This is a genomic window from Streptomyces sp. NPDC025806 (assembly GCF_055558275.1).
This window is the reverse complement of the sequence record NZ_JBVHMU010000002.1, coordinates 289,468-310,365: the sequence shown is the minus strand read 5'-3', so window position 1 is coordinate 310,365 and position 20,898 is coordinate 289,468. Positions and strand designations below refer to the sequence as shown.

Annotated in this window: 17 protein-coding genes; 6 read left to right on the top strand and 11 right to left on the bottom strand. The window is 70.6% G+C overall.

The annotated features are described in order from the left end of the window. Nucleotides 1-12 precede the first annotated feature (12 nt). Nucleotides 13-1,548, bottom strand: a complete 1,536-nt coding sequence (gene hutH, locus ACZ4E1_RS04995) for a histidine ammonia-lyase (RefSeq protein WP_399124910.1) — start codon at nt 1,546-1,548, stop codon at nt 13-15. A 127-nt stretch (nt 1,549-1,675) separates the two neighbouring features. Between hutH and ACZ4E1_RS04990 the strand changes: the two genes are divergently transcribed. After that, nucleotides 1,676-2,461 carry an IclR family transcriptional regulator gene (locus ACZ4E1_RS04990; RefSeq protein WP_467535921.1) on the top strand — a complete coding sequence of 262 codons (786 nt, stop codon included), beginning with the start codon at nt 1,676-1,678 and terminating at the stop codon, nt 2,459-2,461. A 148-nt stretch (nt 2,462-2,609) separates the two neighbouring features. Continuing rightward, nucleotides 2,610-3,899 carry an alpha/beta hydrolase gene (locus ACZ4E1_RS04985; protein WP_467535919.1) on the top strand — a complete coding sequence of 430 codons (1,290 nt, stop codon included), beginning with the start codon at nt 2,610-2,612 and terminating at the stop codon, nt 3,897-3,899. A gap of 29 nt (nt 3,900-3,928) precedes the next feature. Here the strand turns inward: ACZ4E1_RS04985 and ACZ4E1_RS04980 are convergent, their stop codons facing one another. From ACZ4E1_RS04980 to ACZ4E1_RS04935, 10 genes are all read right to left on the bottom strand, one after another. Next, a complete protein-coding gene (locus tag ACZ4E1_RS04980; protein ID WP_467535918.1) occupies nt 3,929-4,270 on the bottom strand; it encodes a GNAT family N-acetyltransferase in 342 nt (113 codons plus the stop codon). 178 nt (nt 4,271-4,448) lie between these two features. Then, the gene (locus ACZ4E1_RS04975; RefSeq protein WP_467535916.1) at nt 4,449-5,921 is read right to left on the bottom strand and encodes a non-reducing end alpha-L-arabinofuranosidase family hydrolase; all 1,473 of its coding nucleotides are present in this window, start codon (nt 5,919-5,921) and stop codon (nt 4,449-4,451) included. Then, a complete protein-coding gene (locus ACZ4E1_RS04970; protein ID WP_467536651.1) occupies nt 5,918-6,664 on the bottom strand; it encodes a cupin domain-containing protein in 747 nt (248 codons plus the stop codon). The genes ACZ4E1_RS04975 and ACZ4E1_RS04970 overlap by 4 nt, the downstream gene beginning before the upstream one ends. Continuing rightward, complete coding sequence (locus ACZ4E1_RS04965) at nt 6,661-7,521, bottom strand: DUF6807 domain-containing protein (protein WP_467535914.1); 861 nt, start codon at nt 7,519-7,521, stop codon at nt 6,661-6,663. The genes ACZ4E1_RS04970 and ACZ4E1_RS04965 overlap by 4 nt, the downstream gene beginning before the upstream one ends. Then, the gene (locus tag ACZ4E1_RS04960) at nt 7,518-8,564 is read right to left on the bottom strand and encodes a Gfo/Idh/MocA family protein (RefSeq protein ID WP_467535912.1); all 1,047 of its coding nucleotides are present in this window, start codon (nt 8,562-8,564) and stop codon (nt 7,518-7,520) included. Before ACZ4E1_RS04960 ends, ACZ4E1_RS04965 begins: the two co-directional genes overlap by 4 nt. Further along, nucleotides 8,561-9,601 (bottom strand): endo-1,4-beta-xylanase, encoded by a 1,041-nt coding sequence (locus ACZ4E1_RS04955; RefSeq protein WP_467535910.1) that lies wholly within the window; start codon nt 9,599-9,601, stop codon nt 8,561-8,563. The genes ACZ4E1_RS04960 and ACZ4E1_RS04955 overlap by 4 nt, the downstream gene beginning before the upstream one ends. Nucleotides 9,602-9,624: 23 nt before the next feature. Next, the gene (locus tag ACZ4E1_RS04950; RefSeq protein WP_467535908.1) at nt 9,625-11,028 is read right to left on the bottom strand and encodes a glycoside hydrolase family 30 protein; all 1,404 of its coding nucleotides are present in this window, start codon (nt 11,026-11,028) and stop codon (nt 9,625-9,627) included. A 60-nt stretch (nt 11,029-11,088) separates the two neighbouring features. Beyond that, a complete protein-coding gene (locus ACZ4E1_RS04945) occupies nt 11,089-11,919 on the bottom strand; it encodes a carbohydrate ABC transporter permease (protein ID WP_467535906.1) in 831 nt (276 codons plus the stop codon). After that, a complete protein-coding gene (locus tag ACZ4E1_RS04940) occupies nt 11,916-12,893 on the bottom strand; it encodes a carbohydrate ABC transporter permease (RefSeq protein WP_467535903.1) in 978 nt (325 codons plus the stop codon). The genes ACZ4E1_RS04945 and ACZ4E1_RS04940 overlap by 4 nt, the downstream gene beginning before the upstream one ends. A gap of 4 nt (nt 12,894-12,897) precedes the next feature. Continuing rightward, complete coding sequence (locus ACZ4E1_RS04935) at nt 12,898-14,187, bottom strand: extracellular solute-binding protein (protein WP_467535901.1); 1,290 nt, start codon at nt 14,185-14,187, stop codon at nt 12,898-12,900. A 234-nt stretch (nt 14,188-14,421) separates the two neighbouring features. Between ACZ4E1_RS04935 and ACZ4E1_RS04930 the strand changes: the two genes are divergently transcribed. The 4 genes from ACZ4E1_RS04930 to ACZ4E1_RS04915 all read left to right on the top strand — a co-directional run bounded on the left by ACZ4E1_RS04930 (nt 14,422) and on the right by ACZ4E1_RS04915 (nt 20,884). After that, nucleotides 14,422-15,435, top strand: coding sequence for a LacI family DNA-binding transcriptional regulator (locus ACZ4E1_RS04930; RefSeq protein WP_467535899.1), 1,014 nt, complete (start codon nt 14,422-14,424; stop codon nt 15,433-15,435). Nucleotides 15,436-15,444: 9 nt separating this feature from the next. After that, on the top strand, nt 15,445-17,667 hold the full coding sequence (locus tag ACZ4E1_RS04925; RefSeq protein WP_467535897.1) for a beta-glucosidase: 2,223 nt from the start codon (nt 15,445-15,447) through the stop codon (nt 17,665-17,667). Beyond that, nucleotides 17,664-19,097, top strand: a complete 1,434-nt coding sequence (locus ACZ4E1_RS04920) for a glycoside hydrolase family 43 protein (RefSeq protein ID WP_467535895.1) — start codon at nt 17,664-17,666, stop codon at nt 19,095-19,097. Before ACZ4E1_RS04925 ends, ACZ4E1_RS04920 begins: the two co-directional genes overlap by 4 nt. 353 nt (nt 19,098-19,450) lie before the next feature. Further along, nucleotides 19,451-20,884: an endo-1,4-beta-xylanase gene (locus ACZ4E1_RS04915; protein ID WP_467535893.1), complete on the top strand. Its 1,434-nt coding sequence runs from the start codon at nt 19,451-19,453 to the stop codon at nt 20,882-20,884. Nucleotides 20,885-20,898: the final 14 nt, after the last annotated feature.

Genomic DNA, 20,898 nt, shown 5'->3' with positions numbered 1-20,898 from the left:
TGTGCGCCTGGATCAGACGAGCGAGCCGGTGACGGACTCGGCGGCGGCCAGGGCGCGGCCGGAGGCGACGTACTGGACGGCCTCCTCGATCTCCGGGGCGAGCCAGCGGTCGGTGCCGGGGCCCTCGACGGTGGCGCGCAGACCGTCGCGCACGGCCGCGGTGGCCGGGGCGGGGGTCAGCGGGGCGCGCAGGTCCAGGGCGCGGGCGGCGGTGTAGAGCTCGACGGCCAGGACGCGGTTCAGGCCGTCGATGGCGCGGCGCAGCTTGCGGGCGGCCGACCAGCCCATGGAGACGTGGTCCTCCTGCATGGCGCTGGAGGGGATCGAGTCCACGGAGGCCGGGGCGGCCAGGCGCTTGAGCTCGGAGACGATCGCGGCCTGCGTGTACTGGGCGATCATGTGGCCGGAGTCCACGCCCGGGTCGTCGGCCAGGAAGGCGTTCAGACCGCGGTTGCGGGCCGGGTCGAGGAAGCGGTCGGTGCGGCGCTCGGAGATCGAGGCGACGTCCGCGACGGTGATGGCGAGGAAGTCGAGCACCGCGGCGACGGGGGCGCCGTGGAAGTTGCCGTTGGACTCGACGCGGCCGTCGAGGGTGACGACCGGGTTGTCGACGGCGCTGGCGAGCTCGCGGGAGGCGACGAGCTCGGCGTGGGTCAGGGTGTCACGGGCGGTGCCGTGGACCTGCGGGGTGCAGCGCAGCGAGTAGGCGTCCTGGACGTAGGTGCAGTCCGGGCCGGCGTGGCTGGCGATGATCGCGGAGTCGGCGAGGAGCGAGCGCAGGTTACCGGCGCTGTCGCCCTGGCCGGGGTGCGGGCGCATGGCCTGCAGGTCGGCGGCGAACACGGCGTCGGTGCCGAGCTGGCCCTCGACGCTCATGGCGGCGGCGATGTCGGCCGTGCGCAGCAGCTTGCGCAGGTCGTGGGCGGCGAGGACGAGCATGCCGAGCATGCCGTCGGTGCCGTTGATGAGGGCGAGGCCCTCCTTCTCCTCGAGGACGACCGGCGTGATGCCGGCGGCGGCGAGGGCTTCGGCGGCGGGCTTCTTCTCACCGTCGGCGGTGCGGACGACGCCCTCGCCCATGACGGCGAGCGCGCAGTGCGCGAGGGGGGCCAGGTCGCCGGAGCAGCCGAGCGAGCCGTACTCGTGGACGACCGGGGTGATGCCGGCGTTCAGGAGGGCGGCGTAGGCCTCGGCGGTCTCGGTGCGGACGCCGGTGCGGCCGGTGGCGAGGGTGGACAGGCGCAGCAGCATGAGGGCGCGGACGACCTCGCGCTCGACCTCGGGGCCGGAGCCGGCGGCGTGCGAGCGCACGAGGCTGCGCTGGAGCTGCGTGCGCAGCTCGTTGGGGATGTGGCGGGTGGCCAGGGCGCCGAAGCCGGTGGAGACGCCGTAGTGGGGCTTGACGTCGGTGGCGAGGGCCTTGATGACCTCGCGACTGCGAGCGATCTCCTTGAGGGCCTCGGGCGAGAGCGACACCTGGGCACTGTGACGGGCAACGGACACAACTTCGTCGGCGGAGAGGGCACCGACACCAACAACAACGGTCATGTACCTATGAAGCCGCAGGCAGACGCCGCTCGCGAGTCCTGGCAGACGTCTTGTGTCTGGGATCCAAGACTCTTGGTCTGGAATCCCAGACACTTGGTTTGAGCGATGCCTGGTCTAGTCTCGGCGCATGAGCATCGTCCCTGCCGCGGCGCAGGTCCTGGCCGTTCTGCGCTATCTGGCCCGCCAGGCCGCGCCCGTGCCCGCGGCCTCCATCAGCCGCGACGTGGGGCTGCCGCGCTCGACGACGTACCACCTCCTGGACACCCTGGCCGCGGACGGTTTCGTGGTGCATCTGCCGGAGGAGCGGCGCTACGGGCTCGGGGTCAGCGCCTTCGAGCTCGCCTCCGGGTACGAGCGCCAGGCCCCGTTCCAACGGCTCGCGCGGGCTCCGCTCGCCTCGCTCGTGGACCGCACGGGGCACAACGCGAACCTGGCGGTGCTGCACGGCCGCGAGGTCATCTACGTCATCGAGGAGCGCGCCCCGGGCCGTCCGCCCCTGGTCTCCGAGGTCGGGGTGCGCCTGCCCGCGACGCTGACCGCGAGCGGCCGGGCCGTGCTCGCCCTGCTGCCGCCCGCTCAGGTGCGGGCCCTGTTCCCCGACCGTTCGGCGTTCGTGCAGCGGCACGGCGCGGGTCCGGCGACGCTGACCGCGCTGCGGGCCCTGCTGGCCCAGGCGCGGCGGCGCGGCTACGCGACGGAGGAGGGCGAGGTGACGCCCGGTCTGTCCTCGGTCGCGGCGCCCGTCCTGGACCACCACGCGCATCCGATCGCCGGGGTCTCGGTGACCTTCCCGGACGAGGCGGTCGACGAGACGGAGCGGCGCCGGATCGCGGGGCACGTGGCGCACACGGCGCGGGAGCTGACGCGCCGGGTGGGTGGCGCGGCGCCCGCTCCGGGGGCACCGGCCACGTAGGGCGCGACCCCGCCGGCACGTAAGAGCGGGGAAAGGGAAGTGCAAAAACACCCGTTTGCCCCAACCCGCCTCCCGCTCCTGGCCTCTTTTCCGACGGAAGCTGCCCCGGGCGGGAGTCGCCCTGTCCCCGGCGAGAGGTGGAGCGGAGATGGGCCTGACGAGTCGGGCGCTGGAGTGCGTGACGGTGCTGCTCGCGGTCGTGTGCGTGGGGCTGACGGTGTGGGGGTGGCCACGCCTCGCGCGGCGCGGCACCCGGTCCGTGCTCGGCCGGCTGGCCGCCATCGGCGTGACGCAGACGGCGATCCTGACGGCGTGCGCGGTCATGGTGAACGCGGACTTCGAGTTCTACGGCAGCTGGGACGAGCTGCTCGGTGACGTGCCGACGGCGCCCGCGCAGATCGCGGGCGCGGGCGGTTCCGGGGTCGCGGTGGCGCAGGGCGCCCTGGTGCAGCCGGCGGGGCCGCAGGGCCTGGACCGGGTGAAGGGCCTGCCGGTCGGGCCGCCGGAGCGGGCGGGCAAGGTCGAGTCGGTGCGGATCGTGGGGCGGCGCTCGCACGCCCTCAACCCGGCGTTCGTGTATCTGCCGCCGCAGTACTTCCAGCGGCAGTTCCACCGCCAGCGGTTCCCGGTGATCGTGGCGATCAGCGGCTACCCGGGCGGCATCATGAACCTGGCCCAGTTCCTCCAGGTGCCGCAGACGGCCGCCCGGTTGCAGGGTGCGGGCCGGATGCAGCCGACGATCGTGGTGATGGTGCGGCCGACGATCGCGCCGCCGCGCGACACCGAGTGCGTGGACGTGCCGGGCGGCCCGAAGGCGGAGACGTTCTTCACCAGGGATCTGCCCGAGGCGCTGAAGTCGGCGTACCGGATCGGGCACGACGCGAGCGCGTGGGGCGCTCTCGGCTATTCGTCGGGCGGGTCCTGCGCGCTCCAGCTGACGCTGCGCAATCCGCGGACGTACACGTCGGCCGCCGCGCTGTCCGCCGACTACGCGATCAAGGACGACCTCACGACGGGTTCGCTGTTCGGCAGCGGGCCGCGCGCCCGGCAGCGGCGGCAGAGCCACGATCTGATCTGGCGGCTCGGGCACCTGCCGGTCCCCCGTGTCTCGGTGCTCGTGGCGAGCAGCCGTGAGGGCGAGAAGGACTACCCGGACACGATGCGGTTCCTCGACGCGGTGCGCCCGCCGATGACCTCGGCGCGGATCATCCTGCCGCGCGGCAGCCATCACTTCACGACGTGGCTGCGGGAGATCGAGCCCGCGATGGAGTGGATGGGCAGGCAGCTCACGTTCCCGCAGGACACGACGCCGGGCCGGCGGCCCCCGACCGGGCCGAGCGCGTCGCCGTCGCCCTCGCCCAGGGCTCCGGAGCCGGCCGCGAGCGCGGTGGCGGGCGAGGACGAGGGCGATGCCAAGCCGCCGGCCCGGCGGCCGTAGTCACCGCGCGGGCCGGGGAGCGGGGACGCTCAGTGCTTGAGCTGGGCGTCCAGCCAGGTCAGCGTGTCCGGGGTCACGGGGTCCGTGATGTCGGCGTACTCCTCGTGCTTCTTCAGGAACTTCGCCACGTACGGGCACACGGGCACGATGCGCTTGCCGGCGGCGCGGACGTCGTCGAGGGCCTCGCGGACCAGGATCGCGGCGAGGCCCTGTCCCGCGAACGCGTCGTCGATCTCGGTGTGGAAGAAGACGCGGCGGTCCTCACGGTCCCGGTAGGCGGTGAAGCCGGCGGGCTTGCCGTCGACCTCGATGGTGTAGCGGTGTCGGGCGTCGACGCGCTGGACTACGGGGGTGGCGGCGGGCTCGGTCATGACCGGGGGTCCTCTCGGTGCGGGGTTCTCGCGGGGCGTGCCGGCCACGTCGGGGCGGCGGGCGCCGGGGACCGGTCGCCGCGCCGCCCCGACGTGACCGAGGCGCTCGGAGGCATCGTGCCAGGCCGCACAGGCGTCGGCGATGTCCGGGTGGGCACGGCCGACGAGTTTCGGCGTGTCAGCGCTGCAGTGTCAGCAGCCCCGGCCGGTAGGGCCACTGGCCGTAGTCGCCGCCGGAGTTGGGATCGCGCCCCTGGTAGAGGAACCGCAGGTTGCAGGGGTCGACGGTGAAGGTCTGGTCGGCGCCGGTGCGGATCAGTTCGCCGTGGCTGATGTCGTTGGTCCAGCCGGCGCCGCTGTTGGCCTTGCCGGCGAAGGGGTTGCTCTCGGTCGCGGCCTGGGGCGTCCAGGTGCCGTTCAGGCTGGTGGCCGTGAACGAGCGGAAGTAGCGGCCCTGCGAGCCGATCGCCTCGACGATCATCAGGTAGCGGTCCTGGCCCTTGAGCTTGTAGACCTGCGGGGCCTCGAACAGGTTGTTCGTCGTGTCGCTCATGACCGTCGTGTACGACGAGCCGAAGCTCCCCGGGAAGTTCCCGATCGGCATGCTCGCCCGGTAGATCTTGCCGTTGTCGCCGGCGAAGAACAGGTACATGTTCGTGCCGTCGCCGATGAGCGTCTGGTCGATGGGGCCCGTACCCGAGTCGGCGATGCTTCCGGAGAAGAGCTCCTGCTCCGCCGACCAGCCGTTCGGGTTGGTGGGGTCGGTGGACGTCCGGTAGGAGAAGGCGGTCCTGCCCCACTGGTAGGTGAGCACCCAGATGTTCTTCGGCGCGAAGTAGAAGAGCGTGGGCGCGACGGCGCTGTTCGCCATCGTGTTCTGGCTCGCCGAGGCCATGTCCGACCAGTCGGTGAACGGGCTGAAGTTCATCGACCCCCAGCCCACCCCCGTTCCGGCGGCGCCGTGCGTGGTCGCGTAGACGAGCTGCTTGCCGTTGTAGGGGGCGACGGTGAAGTCCTTGAGTGAGGCCCAGCCCGCCTTCGGCTGCGCCAGCGCGCCCGTCGACGACCAGCGGTACGCCGAGGGGAGGGCGCAGGTGCCGGAGTCTCCGCCGGCGACCTTGACGAGCCGCCACTGCTGGTTGGCGCCGCCCCAGTCGTCGTACTGGACGATGTTCGCGCCGTCGGCGGTGGAAGCGCCCTGCACTTCGAGGGCCTTGCCGCTGTGGCGTGCGATGAGCCTCACGTAGCCGTCCGGGCTGTCCGCGAGCCGCCACTGCTGGTCGGTGGCGTTCAGGTCGGTCCACTGGACGATCGGGGCGCCGTTGGCGGTGGAACCGTTCTGGACGTCCAGGACCTTGCCGGAGTGGCGGGACTTGACACGGTAGTAGCCGCCGCCGGAGTCGACGAACTGCCACTGCTGCTGGTTCTGGTCGTTCCTGGTCCACTGGGTGATGCGAGCGCCGTCACTCGTCGCCAGGTTGTAGACATCCAGGGCCTTGCCGCTGTTGCGGTTGACCAGTACGTACGAGGCGTTGGTGTCGACGGTCGCCGCGGCGGCGGGCGGGGCGCCGAGCAGGGTGGCCCCGAGCAGCAGGGACGACAGGACCGCGAGGACGAGCCCCAGGACCAGGGGCGGATGGCGAAATCTCATGAGGAGCGCTCCTTCGGGGGGCTGAGGTGGGGGGACCCCGACGCTGCGCGTGGCGGCCGCGTCGCAAGGGCGGTGACGGGATAGGGGTGGAGGAGGCCGCACATGCCGAAGAGCGGGTCCTCGGGGCGTTCGAGGCGGGACACTTCGCCGTGATCGAGGTGGGAGAGATCTCCGGACTTGAGCGCGTCCAGTTGGCGGCCGGTCGTGAGGGCCGCCGCCAGCGGGCCGTCGCGCCAGCGGATGCGCCAGGCGTCGAGGAGCTCGCTCTTCAGGCGGTGGGCCGCGGCGTGGAACTCCCGCAGCCCGCCTGCGCGGAGGGCCAGGAAGCCCTCCAGAGCCAGGTCGCGACGGCGGCGCGCCGCCGCGGCGTGGTCCTCGGTGAGGACGGCAGCCGCCTGGTAGGCGTCGGGATCGGCGAGCACGGGCGCGGGGAAGGTGAAGACGGCGTCGCCCGCCTCGGGGAGCCCGCTGTTCTGCATGAGGACCACGAGGCGCAGGCCGCCGGCGTTGACGAGGCGGTGGATCGTTCCCGGGGTGAACCAGACGACGTCGCCGGGGCGCAGCGGGGTGTCGGCGAAGCCGGAGGTGGTGAGGGTCTGGACGCTGCCCTCGCCGCCGATGACGACGTAGGCCTCGGAGCAGACGAGGTGCATGTGGGGGGTGCCGCCGCACAGCCCGTCGGCGGCCTCCCAGTCGTACACGGTCAGCCCGGAGATCCCCACGCCGCCGGGGAGCGGGGTCACCACGGATGGTCCGCGACGTGACGGGAGAGGCGCTCGGGGGTCCACGCGCCGTCGGCCACGACGATCCGATGGCGGCGGGCCAGGGTGTCGCCCGGGGCCAGCGGCAGTTCCTCGTCGAACGCCAGGGAGGGGTTGACGGCGGGGATGGGCTCGCTGCGGACGAACCAGCGGCAGGGGGCTTCCGGATCGTCCAGGAACAGGAGCGTGGAGGAGCGGTCGACCTCGTCGTGGGTGCCGACGAAGGCCAGCCAGTCGCCCTTCTCGCCCATCGCGGGGCCGATCACGTGGCCGCCGGTGAACTCGCGCGGGCCGCGCCAGAAGAGACCGGAGTATCCGGCGAGTTCTCGGCCCTGTGTGCCGGGGCTGCCGAAGGTCAGGGCGGTGTCGCGGACGTTGGTGAGCGTGGTGGTGACCTCCAGGGTCCAGGAGTCGGCCTCGACGTCGCGTGCGGTCAGCGTGCGGTGCTCGTCGATCCAGTGTTCCCCCGCCATCGTGTGCCAGGCGAGGTCCTCGGTGATGAGGGCGCGGTCGTGGTCCGTCTCGGCGGACAGGGCGAGGCTGCGCATCGTGCCGAGGTTCGGCAGGTCGACGTAGCCCTGGCCGCGCAGGTAGGTGCCGCCGCCCCAGAAGTTCTGCCCCGACAGCCAGGACGCCGTGAACTGGATGCCCTTGTGCCAGCGGTGGTCGTGCGGCCGGTATCCGGTGACCACGTCACCGGCGAGCGTGCGCACCGGATGCAGATAGGGCTTCGGCGCCTCGAAGGGGTCCATGACCGGGCGGTGCACATAGCGGAAGAGGTCGACGCCGCGGGCCCGGACCGTCAACGCGTCGTCGTTCTCGAGGAGTTCGAAGGTCATCGGAACACCTCCGGGCGTCCCCCGTGCAGCGAGCCGTAGAAGGGGTCGGCCGCGTCGATCTCGCCGCGCCGGACCGGCATGCCGGTGATCGCGGCCTTGTACAGGGCGGTGACCAGTTCCATCGTGGGCCTGCCGAGGTCGGGCCGGGTCCCCGTCTCGTAGTCGTCCAGGAAGGCCGCGAGCTGAGCGGTGTGCGAGCTGGGCAGGTCGTCCGGCGGATCCCACTTCGCGCCGGACGCCCCGGCGGTGAACGTCCAGTCCGCGTTGGAGTAGCCGTACAGGTGGCGCAGTTCGACCGTGGCGTCGGTGAGGTCGAAGCGCAGGTAGCTCTCCTCACGTGGGGAGAGCACGCTGTTGACGACCGTCGCGATGGCTCCGTTCTCGAAGCGGACCAGGGCCGTGGACACGTCCTCGGTCTGGACGTCGCGGTCCAGGCGGCCGGCCATCGCGCGTACCTCGGCCCAATCACCGAGCACGTACAGCATCAGGTCCATCTGATGGATGCCGTGGCCCATCGTCGGGCCGCCGCCCTCGCTCTCCCAGGTGCCGCGCCAGGGCACGTCGTAGTAGGCGGCGTCGCGGTACCAGGCCGTGACGCACTGCGCGACGAGCGGACGTCCCAGGGTTCCGGCGGCGATGAGGTCACGCAGGTACCGGGCGCCCGAGCCGTACCGGTGCTGGAACACCGCGCCCGCGGCGGCGGTCCCCTCGGCGGCCTGGATCCGGTCGAGCTCTGCCAGCGACAGGGCCACGGGCTTCTCGCACCACACCCACGCCCCGGCCTCCAGGCAGGCCACGGCCTGTTCGGCGTGCAGGAACGGCGGCGTGCACAGGTGGACGACGTCCGGGCGCTCCTCCTTCAGCATCGTGCGCAGATCGGTGTGGACCGCGGGAATGCCGTGCTCGGCCGCGAACGCCTCGGCGCGCGCGGCGTCCACGTCGACGGCCGCCACGATCTCGGCCCGGTGGGCCTGGGCCCGGAGGGCGGGGACGTGGCAGATGCCGGCGATCCCGCCCGTTCCGACGATCGCCGTCCTGATCATCCGCCCAGCACCTTCCTGATGGCCTGGTACGCGGGCTTGGGCTTGAGGTTCTCGTCGTAGGGCAGTGCGGCGCCCTCCTCGGGGAAGACACCGGGGATCCACGAGTACTTGTCCGTGTAGTCCCAGATGGTGACGCCGACGCACTTCCTCACCGCCAGACAGGCCTTGACGTAGTCGGCGTACCAGGTGGCCTGGGTGGCGAGCTTGTCCGGGGTCGCCGGGAGCTGCATCCGGATGTCGAGCTCGGTGACCGCGACGTCGACCCCGAGGTCGGCGAAGCGCTGGATGTTCTCCTGGACGCCGGCGGGGAAGCCGTACTGGAGGGCCAGGTGGCCCTGGAGGCCGAAGCCCTCGACCGGGACGCCGTCGGCCTTCAGCTGCTTGATGAGCCGGTAGTAGGCGTCGCTCTTGGCGTTGATTCCGTCGACGTTGTAGTCGTTGAGGTACAGCTTGGCGTGCGGGTCGGCCTCGTGGGCCCAGCGCAGGGCGTCGGCGATGTAGCCGGGGCCGAGGGTCTTGTAGAAGAGCGACTCGCGGTAGGTGCCGTCCTCGTTGAAGGCCTCGTTGACGACGTCCCAGTGGATCACTCTGCCCTTGAAGTGCCGGACCTCCGTCTGGATGTGGTTCTTGAGGACGCCGCGCAGTTCGTCGGCGGTCCAGTTGCGCTCGGTGAGCCAGGCGGGGAGCTGGCTGTGCCAGACGAGGGTGTGGCCGCGGACCTTCTGGTGGTGGTCCTTGGCGAAGGACATGACCTGTTCGGCGGCGGTGAAGTCGAAGACGCCGCGCCGGGGTTCGGTGGTCTCCCACTTCATGGCGTTGCCGGGGGTGGTCTGCCCGAACTCGCTGCCGAGGACCTTGAGGTAGGCGGCGTCGGTGAACTCGGGGTTGTCGGTGGCGGAGCCGAAGTACTTGTGGTGCTTCGCGGCCAGCTCGGCGAGCGTTCTGGGGCGGGGCTCGGCGCTCGCGGGCGTGGCGGCGAGGCCGGCCGCGAGGCAGACGGCGGCGGACAGGGCGATGAGATGCCGTGACACGGGCATGGATGACTCCTCGGGTACGGGGGTCAGTCGAGGACGATGGTGGTCAGCGCGCGCGGGGCGAGCGTGGCCGTGAGGGTCGTGCCGTGCGTGGAGGCGACGTCGGCCGGGGTGATCGAGCGGGTCTCGTCGGTGACGTAGGCCTCGGGGTGCCGGTCGTGCCCGCCGCGGAGAGCGAAGTCGGCGGACTTCTCGGTGGTGGCGGTGTTGAGGATCTCGATGACGCGGTGTCCGTCCTTGTTCCGGAAGGCCGTGACCTGGAGTGCCGGGTCGGCGTGCGTGACCGGGACTCGGACGGCGCCGGGGCGGATGAAGCGACTGAAGGCGGCCAGGGCCCAGTACCGCTTGGACACCCGGTAGTCGTCACCGGGGTTGGCGAGCTGGATGAGCCCCCGGGTCGCGCCGAGGGAGGCGCCGGTCCAGTAGACGTAGGCGCTGGCGTTGCCGACGGTCAGGGTGTTCTGGATGTCGGCCGCGACGGCGAGGCCGTCGTAGCCGCTTCCGTCGTCCCAGTTCTCGTTCCAGGTCGTGCCGTCGGGCGACCACTCCGACATCCACACGTGCTGGTCGGTGGGCTGCGGGACCGCGGTCGGGCCGCTGTAGCGGTGGCCGGTGATGGTGCGCACGGCCTTGTCGGCGACGGGGTCCGCCTCGATGGCCTCGGTGTAGGCGACCTGCCGGTCCCAGCCGGCGACGTCGCAGCAGACCAGGTCCGTCTTCAGGCCGGACGCGCGGACGGTCGGCCCGAGCACCTTGAGGAAGTCGACGGCCTGCTGCGGGGTGAAGCGCATGGAGGCGTAGGTCGCCGTCCAGTCGGGTTCGTTGGTGAACCCCAGGTCGGTGATTCCGATGCCTTCGCGCTGGTAGAACTTCGCGTACTGGACGAGGTAGTTCGCGTAGGCCTTACGCCATGCGGGCTTCAGCTCGCCGCCGTCGTTCTCGCTGCCGTTGGTCTTCATGAAGGCCGGGGCGCTCCAGGCGTCGGCGTAGAACCGTTTCACGCCGTACGCCTTGGCCTCCTTGGCGAGCCAGACCTGGCCGCCGTCCCAGCCGTCCCAGACGTACTTCGGTGTGGCGTCCGGTCCGCCGGGATCGGTCGGCAGGATCGTCGGCATGTGGTCGTAGACCCGGTCGGTGGACGACCCGATGCCCAGACGCAGGATCGACAGGCCGGCGCCCTTCTCCTTGCTGAGCAGCAGGTCGAGCACCTCGCGCTGCTTGGCGGGGCTGAGGCCGCGCGCGCCGTGCAGCAGGTCGGCCCGCTGGAAGGCCATGGAGAAGCCGAATCCGTCGATGGGCTGGAGTCCGGCGCCGAAATCGATGCCGGCGCGCACACGTTCGGCGGGCGGCTGCGCGGAGGCGGGGTCGGCCGCCGCTTGTGATGTGAGCGCTAACATGATGACGGCCGTCAGGGTGGCCAGGCGTTTCACAGGCTCTCCTCGGGGTGGGTGGTCACACGGGAGGGGTCGGCTCTGGGTGGCGCGTGCGGGTCAGCCCTTGGTGGCGCCCGCGGTGAGGCCGCCGATCAGCTGGCGCTCGGCGACGGCGTAGAAGGCGAGGGCGGGGACCATGGCGAGCACGATGTACGCGAGGACGAGCGCGTAGTCGGTCGAGTACTGGCCCTGGAACTGCTGGACGCCGACCGGGATCGTCTGCCATTTCGGGTCGTTGAACACGAGCAGCGGCAGGAAGAAGTTGTTCCAGCTCGCGACGACCGCGAGGACGGAGACCGTGCCGAGTGCCGGACGGGCCATCGGCAGCAGGATCTGCCAGAAGAAGCGGAACTTGCCGCAGCCGTCCATGGTGGCGGCCTCCTCTATCTCCGCCGGGATGGTCCGGAAGAAGCCGCGCAGGATCACGATCGTCATGGGGAGCCCGAAAGCCGCCTGCGGGAGGATCACTCCGAGCGGATTGTCGAGCAGTCCGAAGGTGCGCAGCATGAGGAAGAGCGGCAGGACGGCCACGGCGAACGGGAACATCAGCCCGATGGTGAAGAGCGTGTAGAACAATTCCCTCCCACGGAAGGCGTATCGGGCCAGGACGAAAGCCGCCATCGCGGAGGCCGCCACGGTGCAGACCGTCGTTCCGATCGCGATGCCCGCGCTGTTGGCGATCTGCCGCCAGAACATGCCGTCGCCGAGAATTCCGGTGTAGTTGGAGATTTTCCACTGATCCGGCAGCCCGAACGGATTGTTCGTCAGTTCCGCAGTGCTCTTGAAACCGGATATGACCGCGTAGAGCAGCGGTACGGCGACGAACGCGGCGATCAGCCAGACCACGGCGTGCAGCGAGAGTCCGCGTACCGTCCGACGGGCGTTCATCGGTCACCTCCCGTGGTGACGGCGCCGCTCAGGTCACGGCGGAGCACGTACCGCTGGTAGAAGAGGGAGAAGACGAGGCTGATCATGAACAGCACCACGCTGATCGCGCTGGCGTAGCCGACCTGGTACCGCTTGAACCCGAACTGGAACATCGCGATGGCCATCGTCTCGGAGGAGTGGTTGGGCCCGCCGGCCGTCATGACCCAGACGAGGTCGAAGAGCTGGATGGACCCGATGATCGACAGGAAGACGCTGATCCGGATCGTCGGCCCGAGCAGCGGCAGCGTGATGTGCCGGAAGCGCTGCCAGGCGCCGGCTCCGTCGATGGAGGCGGCTTCGAGGATCTCGGACGGGATGCTCTGCAGCCCGGCGAGGAACAGCATCATGTGGAAGCCGAAGTACTTCCAGATCATGACGACGAACAGGGTCGGGACGACCGTCGAGGGATCGGCGAGCCACTTGCCCTGGAGTCCGTCGAGGCCGAAGAAGCCGGCGATGTGGTCGGCCATGCCGGCGCCGGGCAGGAAGATCATCGTGAAGAGGACCGCCGTGACGACCTCGGAGAGGATGTACGGCGCGAAGAACAGCATCCGGTAGACGGCCCGGCCGCGGAGCCTCTGGTTGAGCAGGACCGCGGTGAACAGGGCGAACGGCAGCTGCACCAGGACCGACATGAGGATCAGGTACACCCCGCGCCCCAGGTCGCCGAGGAAGACCTCGTCGTCGAAGAGCCTGGTGTAGTTCCCGAAGCCGACGAAGTCGTCCATGGGGCCGATGCCGCCCCATTTGAAGAAGCCGGTCCAGACGGCGACGACGATCGGGGCGAGGACGAAGACGAGGAAGAGGACCAGGGCCGGTACGAGGAACCAGGCGACCGACGCCCAGGCACCCCACCGGCTCAGACGTGCACGGGCGGGCGGCGGCGCGGGCGTCGCCACGGACTTCTCCGTCCGTACCTCGGTCAGGGTGGTCACGGAGCTAGGCACTCTTCGCAGCCTCGGTGATCGACGCCGTGACCTGCTCGGGGGTCTTCTTGCCCGCTATGAGGTCGGCGACGCTGTCGTTGACCTCCTGGCCGACGGCCGGCGGGTAGGCCTGGTCGAGGAAGAGCTGGAAGCCCGTGGCCTTGACGAGGCTCTCGGCCACCACCTTCTTGTTGGCGTCGGTGAGTTGACTCTCCGCGCCCTTGACCACGGGCAGGTAGCCCTTGGAGGCCAGCAGCTTGGACTCGTTGTCCAGGACGAAGAACTTCAGGAAGTCCAGGGCCTCCTTCGGGGCGCCCTTGCGCAGCGCGAAGCCGCCGCCACCGCCGAAGACCTCGGTCGCCTTCCCCACACCGCCGTCGACCGTCGGGAAGGGGAAGAAGCCCAGGTCCGCCCCGAGGTCGGCGCCCGCGTCCTTCTGCACCGACGGTCCCCACTGCCCCATCAGTTCCATGGCGGCCTTGCCGTTGCCGACGGTCGCGGCCTGGCCGCCCGGGGTCGCGTAACCGGCGCCGAGGAAGCCCTGCTGGAACGGCTTGAGGTCGACGAGCTCCTTGAGGTGCTCGCCCGCCTCGACGAAGCCGGGGGCGGTGAAGTCCTTGGTGGTCGCGGCCTTCTGGAGGGCGGGGAGGCCGGCGACCCGCATCGCGAGGTAGGCCCAGTAGTAGTGGCCGGGCCACTTCTCCTTGCCGGCGAGGGCGATCGGGGTGATGCCCGCGGCCTTCAGCTTCTTCACGTCGTCGAGGAACGCGGCCCAGGTGGCCGGCGGGGTGGTGATGCCGGCCTTGGCGAAGAGCTTCTTGTTGTACCAGAAGCCCACCATGCCGATGTCGTACGGGACTCCGTAGATGCGGCCGTCGATCTTGTAGGGCGAGAGGGAGACCGAGGTGAGCTTCGACGACCAGTCCATGAGGTCGGTGAGGTCCTCGACCAGTCCCGCGTCGACCTGCTGCTGGAGCACGCCGCCGCCCCAGGTCTGGTAGACGTCGGGGAGCTTGCCCGAGGACGTGGTGGCGGTCAGCTTGGACTTGAACGCCTCGTTCTCCAGCGAGGTCGTGTTGATCGCGACCTTCGGGTGAGCCTTCGTGTACGCCCTGGAGATCTTCGGGAAGAGGGACTTGCCCGGTTCCGTGGTGGCGATGTTCCACCACTCCAGGGCGACCTTGCCGTCGGCCGACGCGCCGCCGGAACCACCGGATCCGCAGGCCGCGGTCAGGGAGACGGACAGTGCGGTCAAGCCCGAGAGCGCCAGGAAGCTTCGTCGGCTCGGGAGGGTGCTGGCCATGGGACCTCCGGGGGTCGGGAACGCCGAGATGCGCCCGAAAATTTTTCGAAATACTCTCGAATTCTGCGCTGCCACAAACTAGAAACAGGAGCCTTCCCGGTCAAGACCTCGCGTCAAATTATCTGCGAACAGCGGTGGTTGGCAGGCTTGACAAGCAGGTCCGGCCCCCCAGAGACTCATCGAAAGTTTGCGATATCTGTCGGTAGGCGGAGCCAACTCCGCAGAGGAGAGAAGTTGAGCGAGCAGCGCCCCACCCTGGCCGTCATCGCCGCGGAGGCGGGGGTCTCCCAGGCCACCGTGTCCAAGGTGATCAATGGCCGTTCCGATGTCGCGCCCTCGACACGCGAGCGGATCGAGGGCCTGCTCAAAGCCCACAACTACCTTCCGCCCGGCCGGCAGGGCAGAGCCCGCAGATCGGGTCTCGTCGACCTGATCATCGGCGGTCTGGACAGCGCCTGGGCGGTGGAGATCCTGCGCGGCGTCGAGGCCGAGTGCGGCCGACGCAGCGTCGGCACCGTCGTGTCGCTCGTCCCGCCCGGCGAGGCCACGCCGTCGAGTTGGGCCGCGCTGCCGGTCCTTCATCACAGCGACGGCGTCATCCTCGTCACGGCCTCGGTCACCCAGGCCCAGCGCGCCCAGGTCGAACGGGCCGGGGTGGCTCTGGTGGTCATCGACCCGATCGACCTGCCGGGCAGCGGCGTGCCGAGCGTCGGCGCGACCAACTGGGCCGGCGGCCTCGCCGCCACCGAGCACCTGCTGGAGCTGGGGCATCGCCGGATCGCCACGATCGGCGGACGCAAGGAGATGCTGTGCAGCCAGGCCCGCATCGACGGGTACCGGGCCGCGCTGGAGCGGGCCGGGATCGAGGTCGACCGCGAGCTGATCCGGTTCGGCGACTTCCAGCACGAGGGCGGGTTCCGGTGCGCCCAGGAGCTGCTCGCCCTCCCCGACCCGCCGACGGCTGTCTTCGCCGGCAGCGACCAGCAGGCGATGGGCGTCTACGAGGCCGCCCGGCAGGCCGGCCTGAGCATCCCTCAGGACCTCAGCGTGGTCGGCTTCGACGACCTGCCGATGTGCGACTGGCTGTCACCGCCGCTGACGACGGTGCGCCAGCCGCTGGAGGAGATGGGCCGGGTCGCCGCCCGCACCCTGTTCCAGCTTCTGGAGGACCAGCCTCTGGTCAGCCCCCGGATGGAGCTCGCGACCGAACTCAAGGTCCGCCACTCCACCGCCCCGCCCCGTCCCTAGGAGAACCCCTTGACCGAGCCCTGGTGTGACCCACTCCTGCCCGCGTCCGCGCGAGCGGCCGATCTCCTGACACGGATGACACTGGAGGAGAAGGCGGGACAGCTCGCCGGCTTCTGGGCGCTGCCCTCGGATCCGGGAGCGCCTGTCGCGCCGATGGAGGACGACTCCGGCGAGTCCGCGCCCGGCTTCGACGACCTCGTCGTCCACGGGCTCGGCCAGCTCACCCGGGTGTACGGCACCGCGCCGATCACCGCGGAGGACGGAATGGAGCGGCTCGCCTCGCTCCAGCGGCAGGTGACCGGCTCCGGCCGGTTCGGGATCCCGGCGATCGCCCACGAGGAGTGCCTGACCGGATTCATGACGTTCGGCGCGACGGTCTTCCCGGGGCCGCTGGCCTGGGGTGCGTCCTTCGACCCCGATCTCGTGCGCACGATGGCCGCCGCCATCGGCGACGGGATGCGGCGGGTCGGCGTCCATCAGGGGCTGGCGCCGGTGCTCGACGTGGTCCGCGACTACCGGTGGGGCAGGACCGAGGAGTGCATCGCCGAGGACCCCTATCTCGTCGGAGCGATCGGCACCGCCTATGTGCAGGGCCTGGAGGGCGCCGGCATCGTGGCGACGCTCAAGCACTTCGCCGGGTACTCGGCCTCGCGCGGCGGCCGGAACATGGCCCCGGTCGCCTCGGGGCCCCGCGAGTTCGCCGACGTGCTGGTCGAGCCGTTCGTCCGGGCCCTGCGCGAGGGAGGCGCCCGGTCGGTGATGAACAGTTACACCGACGTGGACGGCGTGCCGGTCGCCGCGGACGAGCGGCTGCTGACCGGACTGCTGCGGGACGAGCTGGGATTCGGCGGTGTCGTCGTCGCCGACTACTACGCGGTCTCCTTCCTGGAGACCCGGCACGGCGTCACCGGATCGCGCGGCGCGGCCGGCGCGCTGGCGCTGACCGCCGGGATCGACGTCGAGCTGCCCACGGCCCGCTGCTACGGCGAGCCACTGACCGAACGCGTGCGATCGGGGAGCCTGCCCGAGGAACTCGTCGACCGGGCCGTGGAACGCGTCCTGCTCCAGAAGGCCGAACTCGGTCTGCTCGACCCCGACTGGGAACCCGTCAAGCCCGAACCCGTCGACCTCGACCCGCCGGAGAACCGGGCGCTGGCCAGACTCCTGGCCGAACGGTCCACCGTGCTGCTCGCCAACGACGGCATCCTGCCGCTGCGGCCGTGCCGGGTCGCGGTCAGCGGGCCGTACGCCGACGATCCCCAGTCCTTCCTCGGCTGCTACTCCTTCCCCAACCACGTCGCGCTGCCCGGCGACCCGGGCCTGGAGATCCCGACGCTCGGCGAGGCGCTCACCACGGCCGGGTTCACGGTCACCGCGGACGATCCGGAGGTGAACGTGCTGGTGCTCGGCGACCGGGCCGGCATGTTCGGCCGGGGCACCTCGGGGGAGGGCTGCGACGCCGAGACCCTCGAACTGCCCGGCGACCAGGCCGCGCTCGCCTCCGCCGTCCTCGACTCCGGAGTGCCGACCGTCCTGGTCGTCGTCTCCGGCCGGCCGTACGCGCTCGGCTCGCTGGTCGAGCGTGCGTCGGCGGTGATCCAGGTCTTCTTCCCCGGCGAGGAGGGCGGCACCGCGCTGGCCCGGATCATCAGCGGGGCCGCGGAACCGTCCGGGCGGCTGCCCGTCTCCATACCCCGCCAGGCCGGCGGCCAGCCCGGCACCTACCTGCACTCCAGGCTCGGCGGGCGCACCGACTGGAGCTCGGTGGACCCGACTCCCCTGTTCCCCTTCGGACATGGGCTGAGCTGGACCCGCTTCGGCTACTCGGAGCTCTCGGTGGATCCCGTCGCCGCGACGGACGGGATCGTCACCGTCTCGGTCACGGTACGCAACATCGGTGAGGCGGCCGGGACCGAGGTGGTCCAGCTGTACCTCTCGGACCCCGAGGCGTCCGTCGTCCGGCCGGAGCGATGGCTCGCCGGATTCGGCCGGGTCGAACTGGAGCCGGGGGCGGCCGCCCGGGTCACCTTCTCCGTCCATGCCGACCGGACCTCGTTCACCGGGCTCGATCTACGCAGAAGAGTGGAGCCGGGAGAGATCGGCGTGGCCGTCGGACGGTCCAGCGGCGATCTTCCGCTCCAGGGGTCCTTCACCCTGCGCGGCCCCGTACGTCACCCGGGGGCCGACCGCGTGCTGTCCGTGCCGGTCGAGATCGTGCCGGTGATCGCATGAGCACGTCCTTCGGCGATCCCGTGCTGCCCGGGTTCCGGCCCGACCCGTCCGTGTGCCGGGTGGGGGCGGACTACTACCTGGTGACGTCCAGCTTCGAATGGTTCCCGGGCCTGCCCGTGTTCCACAGTCGCGATCTCGTGAACTGGCGGCGCCTCGGCTCCGCGCTCGACCGCCCGTCCCAGCTCGACCTCGACGGATGCGAGCCCTCGCGCGGTCTGTTCGCACCGACGATCCGGCATCACGACGGGGTCTTCCATCTGGTCTGCACGCTGATGGACGGCGCCGGCCATTTCGTCGTCACGGCGACCGACCCGGCGGGGCCGTGGTCGGAGCCGTACTGGCTGGAAGGCGAGGGCTTCGACCCGTCGCTGTTCTTCGACGACGGGCCGGACGGCGACGGCCGGGCCTGGTTCACCGCCGCCCGTGTACTGGACGAGGCCGCCGGCCACACCGAGATCTGGATGCGCGAGTACCTTCCGCGCGAACACAGACTCACGGGCCCCGAGTTCGTCCTGTGGTCGGGAAGCCGGCCGGGCGCCCGCTGGTCGGAGGCCCCGCACCTCTACAAGGTCGACGGCGGCTTCGTCCTGATCACCGCCGAGGGCGGCACCGACGTGGACCACACCGTGGTGGCCGCCCGCGCCGCGCGCGTGACGGGCCCGTACGAGGGCGTCCCCGGCAACCCGGTGCTGCCTCCCGTCCCGAAGGGGCCGGTCACCTGCACCGGACACGCCGACCTCGTCCAGACCCCGGACGGCGACTGGCGGGCCGTCCTGCTCGGCGTCCGCCCGGGCTCCGCCATCGGCCGCGAGACCTTCCTCAGCGCGGTCACCTGGAGCGACGGCCGGCCGGTCTTCTCCTCCGTCGAGCACACCAGCCCGCGCCGCCGTCTCCACGACGACTTCGCGACCCTCTCCGCCGACTGGAGCAGCCTGCGCACCCCGCGCGCACCGTTCTGGTCCACCGGCGACGGGCTCCGCCTCCGGCTCCGTCCCGAGCGCCTCGGCAAACGCTCCACCCCGTCCCTCCTGGTCCGCCCCCAGGAACAGCCCGACTGCGACGTCTCCACCGAACTGCACTTCGTCCCCGCCGCGCCGGAGGAACAGGCGGGCCTCGCCGTCGTCATCGACGACGACACCCATCTCGCCCTCCTGCGCACCACGGAAGGGCTCAGCCTCGTTCGCGGGCCCGAGGTCCTGGCCCGCGTCGCCGTCCCGCCGGGGCCCGTTCGCCTGGGGGTCCGCATCCGCGGCTTCAGCCACACGTTCACCTACGCGGCACCCGACGGCGCCTGGCAGGACCTGACCACCGTCGAAGCCACCTTCCTCACCCCTCTGTTCACCAGCGTCCAGCTCGGCCTCTACGCCACCTCCAACGGCCGCCCGTCCACCAATCAAGCCCAGTTCACGTGGTTCGGCCTCGACATGTGATCCGAGGAAATCGCCCGCATACGAGGAAGCGGTCTCCGTCGAAATACTTTCGGCAGGGACCGCTTCGCCATGAACGCTTTCGAAATTCCCTGACGGACCTTTTCGAATGGCCACATGGGGCTCAATTCTCGAAACACCTTCGAAACACTTGACATGCACGCGCCAGATTTTTCAGACTGAATCCCGAGGCCACCCCCACCATTCCTGCGTTTCACCGCACCGGCCTCGCATCATTGCGCGTAGATGATCCGCGTCCTTTCCGAGCCCTTTTCCCATGGGCCCGGGCATCGCCTTCGCGGATTTCTTCCGCCGCGCTCACATCCATCCGTGATGTCCGTCCCGGAGGTTCGTTCATGCGCTCACCTACCGTTCCCCCGCCCACCCCACGCCGGAAAATCGGCGGCCTGCGGACTGCGCTGATCGCCGGCGCCCTCGGCCTCGCCACCGTGCTGATGACGCCGCTCACCTCACACGCCGCCGAGAGCACCCTCGGCAGCGCGGCGGCGCAGAGCGGCCGGTACTTCGGCACCGCCATCGCCTCGGGCAGGCTCAACGACACGACGTACACGACCCTCGCGAACCGTGAGTTCACCATGGTGACGCCCGAGAACGAGATGAAGATCGACGCCACCGAACCCCAGCAGGGCCGGTTCGACTTCACCGCCGGCGACCGCGTCTACAACTGGGCGGCGCAGAACGGCAAGAAGGTGCGCGGACACACCCTCGCCTGGCACTCCCAGCAGCCCGCCTGGATGCAGAGCCTCAGCGGCAGCGCACTGCGCCAGGCGATGGTCAACCACATCAACGGGGTGATGGGCCACTACAAGGGCAAGATCGCGCAGTGGGACGTCGTCAACGAGGCCTTCGCCGACGGCACTTCCGGCGCCCGGCGCGACTCCAACCTCCAGCGCACCGGCAACGACTGGATCGAGGTCGCCTTCCGCACCGCACGCGCCGCCGATCCCGCCGCAAAGCTCTGCTACAACGACTACAACACCGACAACTGGACCTGGGCCAAGACCCAGGCCGTGTACGCCATGGTCAAGGACTTCAAGCAGCGCGGCGTGCCCATCGACTGCGTCGGCTTCCAGTCGCACTTCAACAGCGACAGCCCGTACAACAGCAACTACCGCACCACCCTGCAGAGTTTCGCCGCCCTCGGCGTCGACGTGGCCGTCACCGAGCTCGACATCCAGGGTGCCTCGCCCACGACGTACGCGAGCGTGACCAACGACTGCCTGGCCGTCGCGCGCTGCCTCGGCGTCACCGTGTGGGGTGTGCGCGACACCGACTCCTGGCGAGCGGACCAGACGCCGCTGCTGTTCAACGGCGACGGCAGCAAGAAGCCCGCCTACACCTCCGTCCTCGACGCCCTCAACGGCGCCTCCACTTCGACCCCGACACCTGGTGCCGGACAGATCAAGGGCGTCGCTTCGGGGCGCTGCCTGGACGTGCCCGGCTCCAGTACGACCGACGGCACCCAGGTCCAGCTGTGGGACTGCAACAACCGCACCAACCAGCAGTGGACGTACACCGCCGCGGGCGAGCTCAAGGTCTACGGCGACAAGTGTCTCGATGCCGCCGGCACCGGTGACGGTGCCAAGGTGCAGATCTACAGCTGCTGGGGTGGCGACAACCAGAAGTGGCGGCTGAACTCCGACGGTTCGATCGTCGGCGTCCAGTCCGGCCGCTGCCTCGACGCGGTCGGCAACGGCACGGCCGACGGCACGCTGATCCAGCTCTACTCCTGCTCGAACGCCGGCAACCAGCACTGGACCCGCACCTGATCGATTGAGCGTTC

What these genes read in the sequence shown, in the direction of transcription:
- hutH (WP_399124910.1), bottom strand. Translation starts at nt 1,548, where the DNA reads ATGACCGTTGTTGTTGGTGTCGGTGCCCTCTCCGCCGACGAAGTTGTG.
- ACZ4E1_RS04990 (WP_467535921.1), top strand. Translation starts at nt 1,676, where the DNA reads ATGAGCATCGTCCCTGCCGCGGCGCAGGTCCTGGCCGTTCTGCGCTAT.
- ACZ4E1_RS04985 (WP_467535919.1), top strand. Translation starts at nt 2,610, where the DNA reads ATGGGCCTGACGAGTCGGGCGCTGGAGTGCGTGACGGTGCTGCTCGCG.
- ACZ4E1_RS04980 (WP_467535918.1), bottom strand. Translation starts at nt 4,270, where the DNA reads ATGACCGAGCCCGCCGCCACCCCCGTAGTCCAGCGCGTCGACGCCCGA.
- ACZ4E1_RS04975 (WP_467535916.1), bottom strand. Translation starts at nt 5,921, where the DNA reads ATGAGATTTCGCCATCCGCCCCTGGTCCTGGGGCTCGTCCTCGCGGTC.
- ACZ4E1_RS04965 (WP_467535914.1), bottom strand. Translation starts at nt 7,521, where the DNA reads ATGACCTTCGAACTCCTCGAGAACGACGACGCGTTGACGGTCCGGGCC.
- ACZ4E1_RS04960 (WP_467535912.1), bottom strand. Translation starts at nt 8,564, where the DNA reads ATGATCAGGACGGCGATCGTCGGAACGGGCGGGATCGCCGGCATCTGC.
- ACZ4E1_RS04955 (WP_467535910.1), bottom strand. Translation starts at nt 9,601, where the DNA reads ATGCCCGTGTCACGGCATCTCATCGCCCTGTCCGCCGCCGTCTGCCTC.
- ACZ4E1_RS04945 (WP_467535906.1), bottom strand. Translation starts at nt 11,919, where the DNA reads ATGAACGCCCGTCGGACGGTACGCGGACTCTCGCTGCACGCCGTGGTC.
- ACZ4E1_RS04935 (WP_467535901.1), bottom strand. Translation starts at nt 14,187, where the DNA reads ATGGCCAGCACCCTCCCGAGCCGACGAAGCTTCCTGGCGCTCTCGGGC.
- ACZ4E1_RS04920 (WP_467535895.1), top strand. Translation starts at nt 17,664, where the DNA reads ATGAGCACGTCCTTCGGCGATCCCGTGCTGCCCGGGTTCCGGCCCGAC.
- ACZ4E1_RS04915 (WP_467535893.1), top strand. Translation starts at nt 19,451, where the DNA reads ATGCGCTCACCTACCGTTCCCCCGCCCACCCCACGCCGGAAAATCGGC.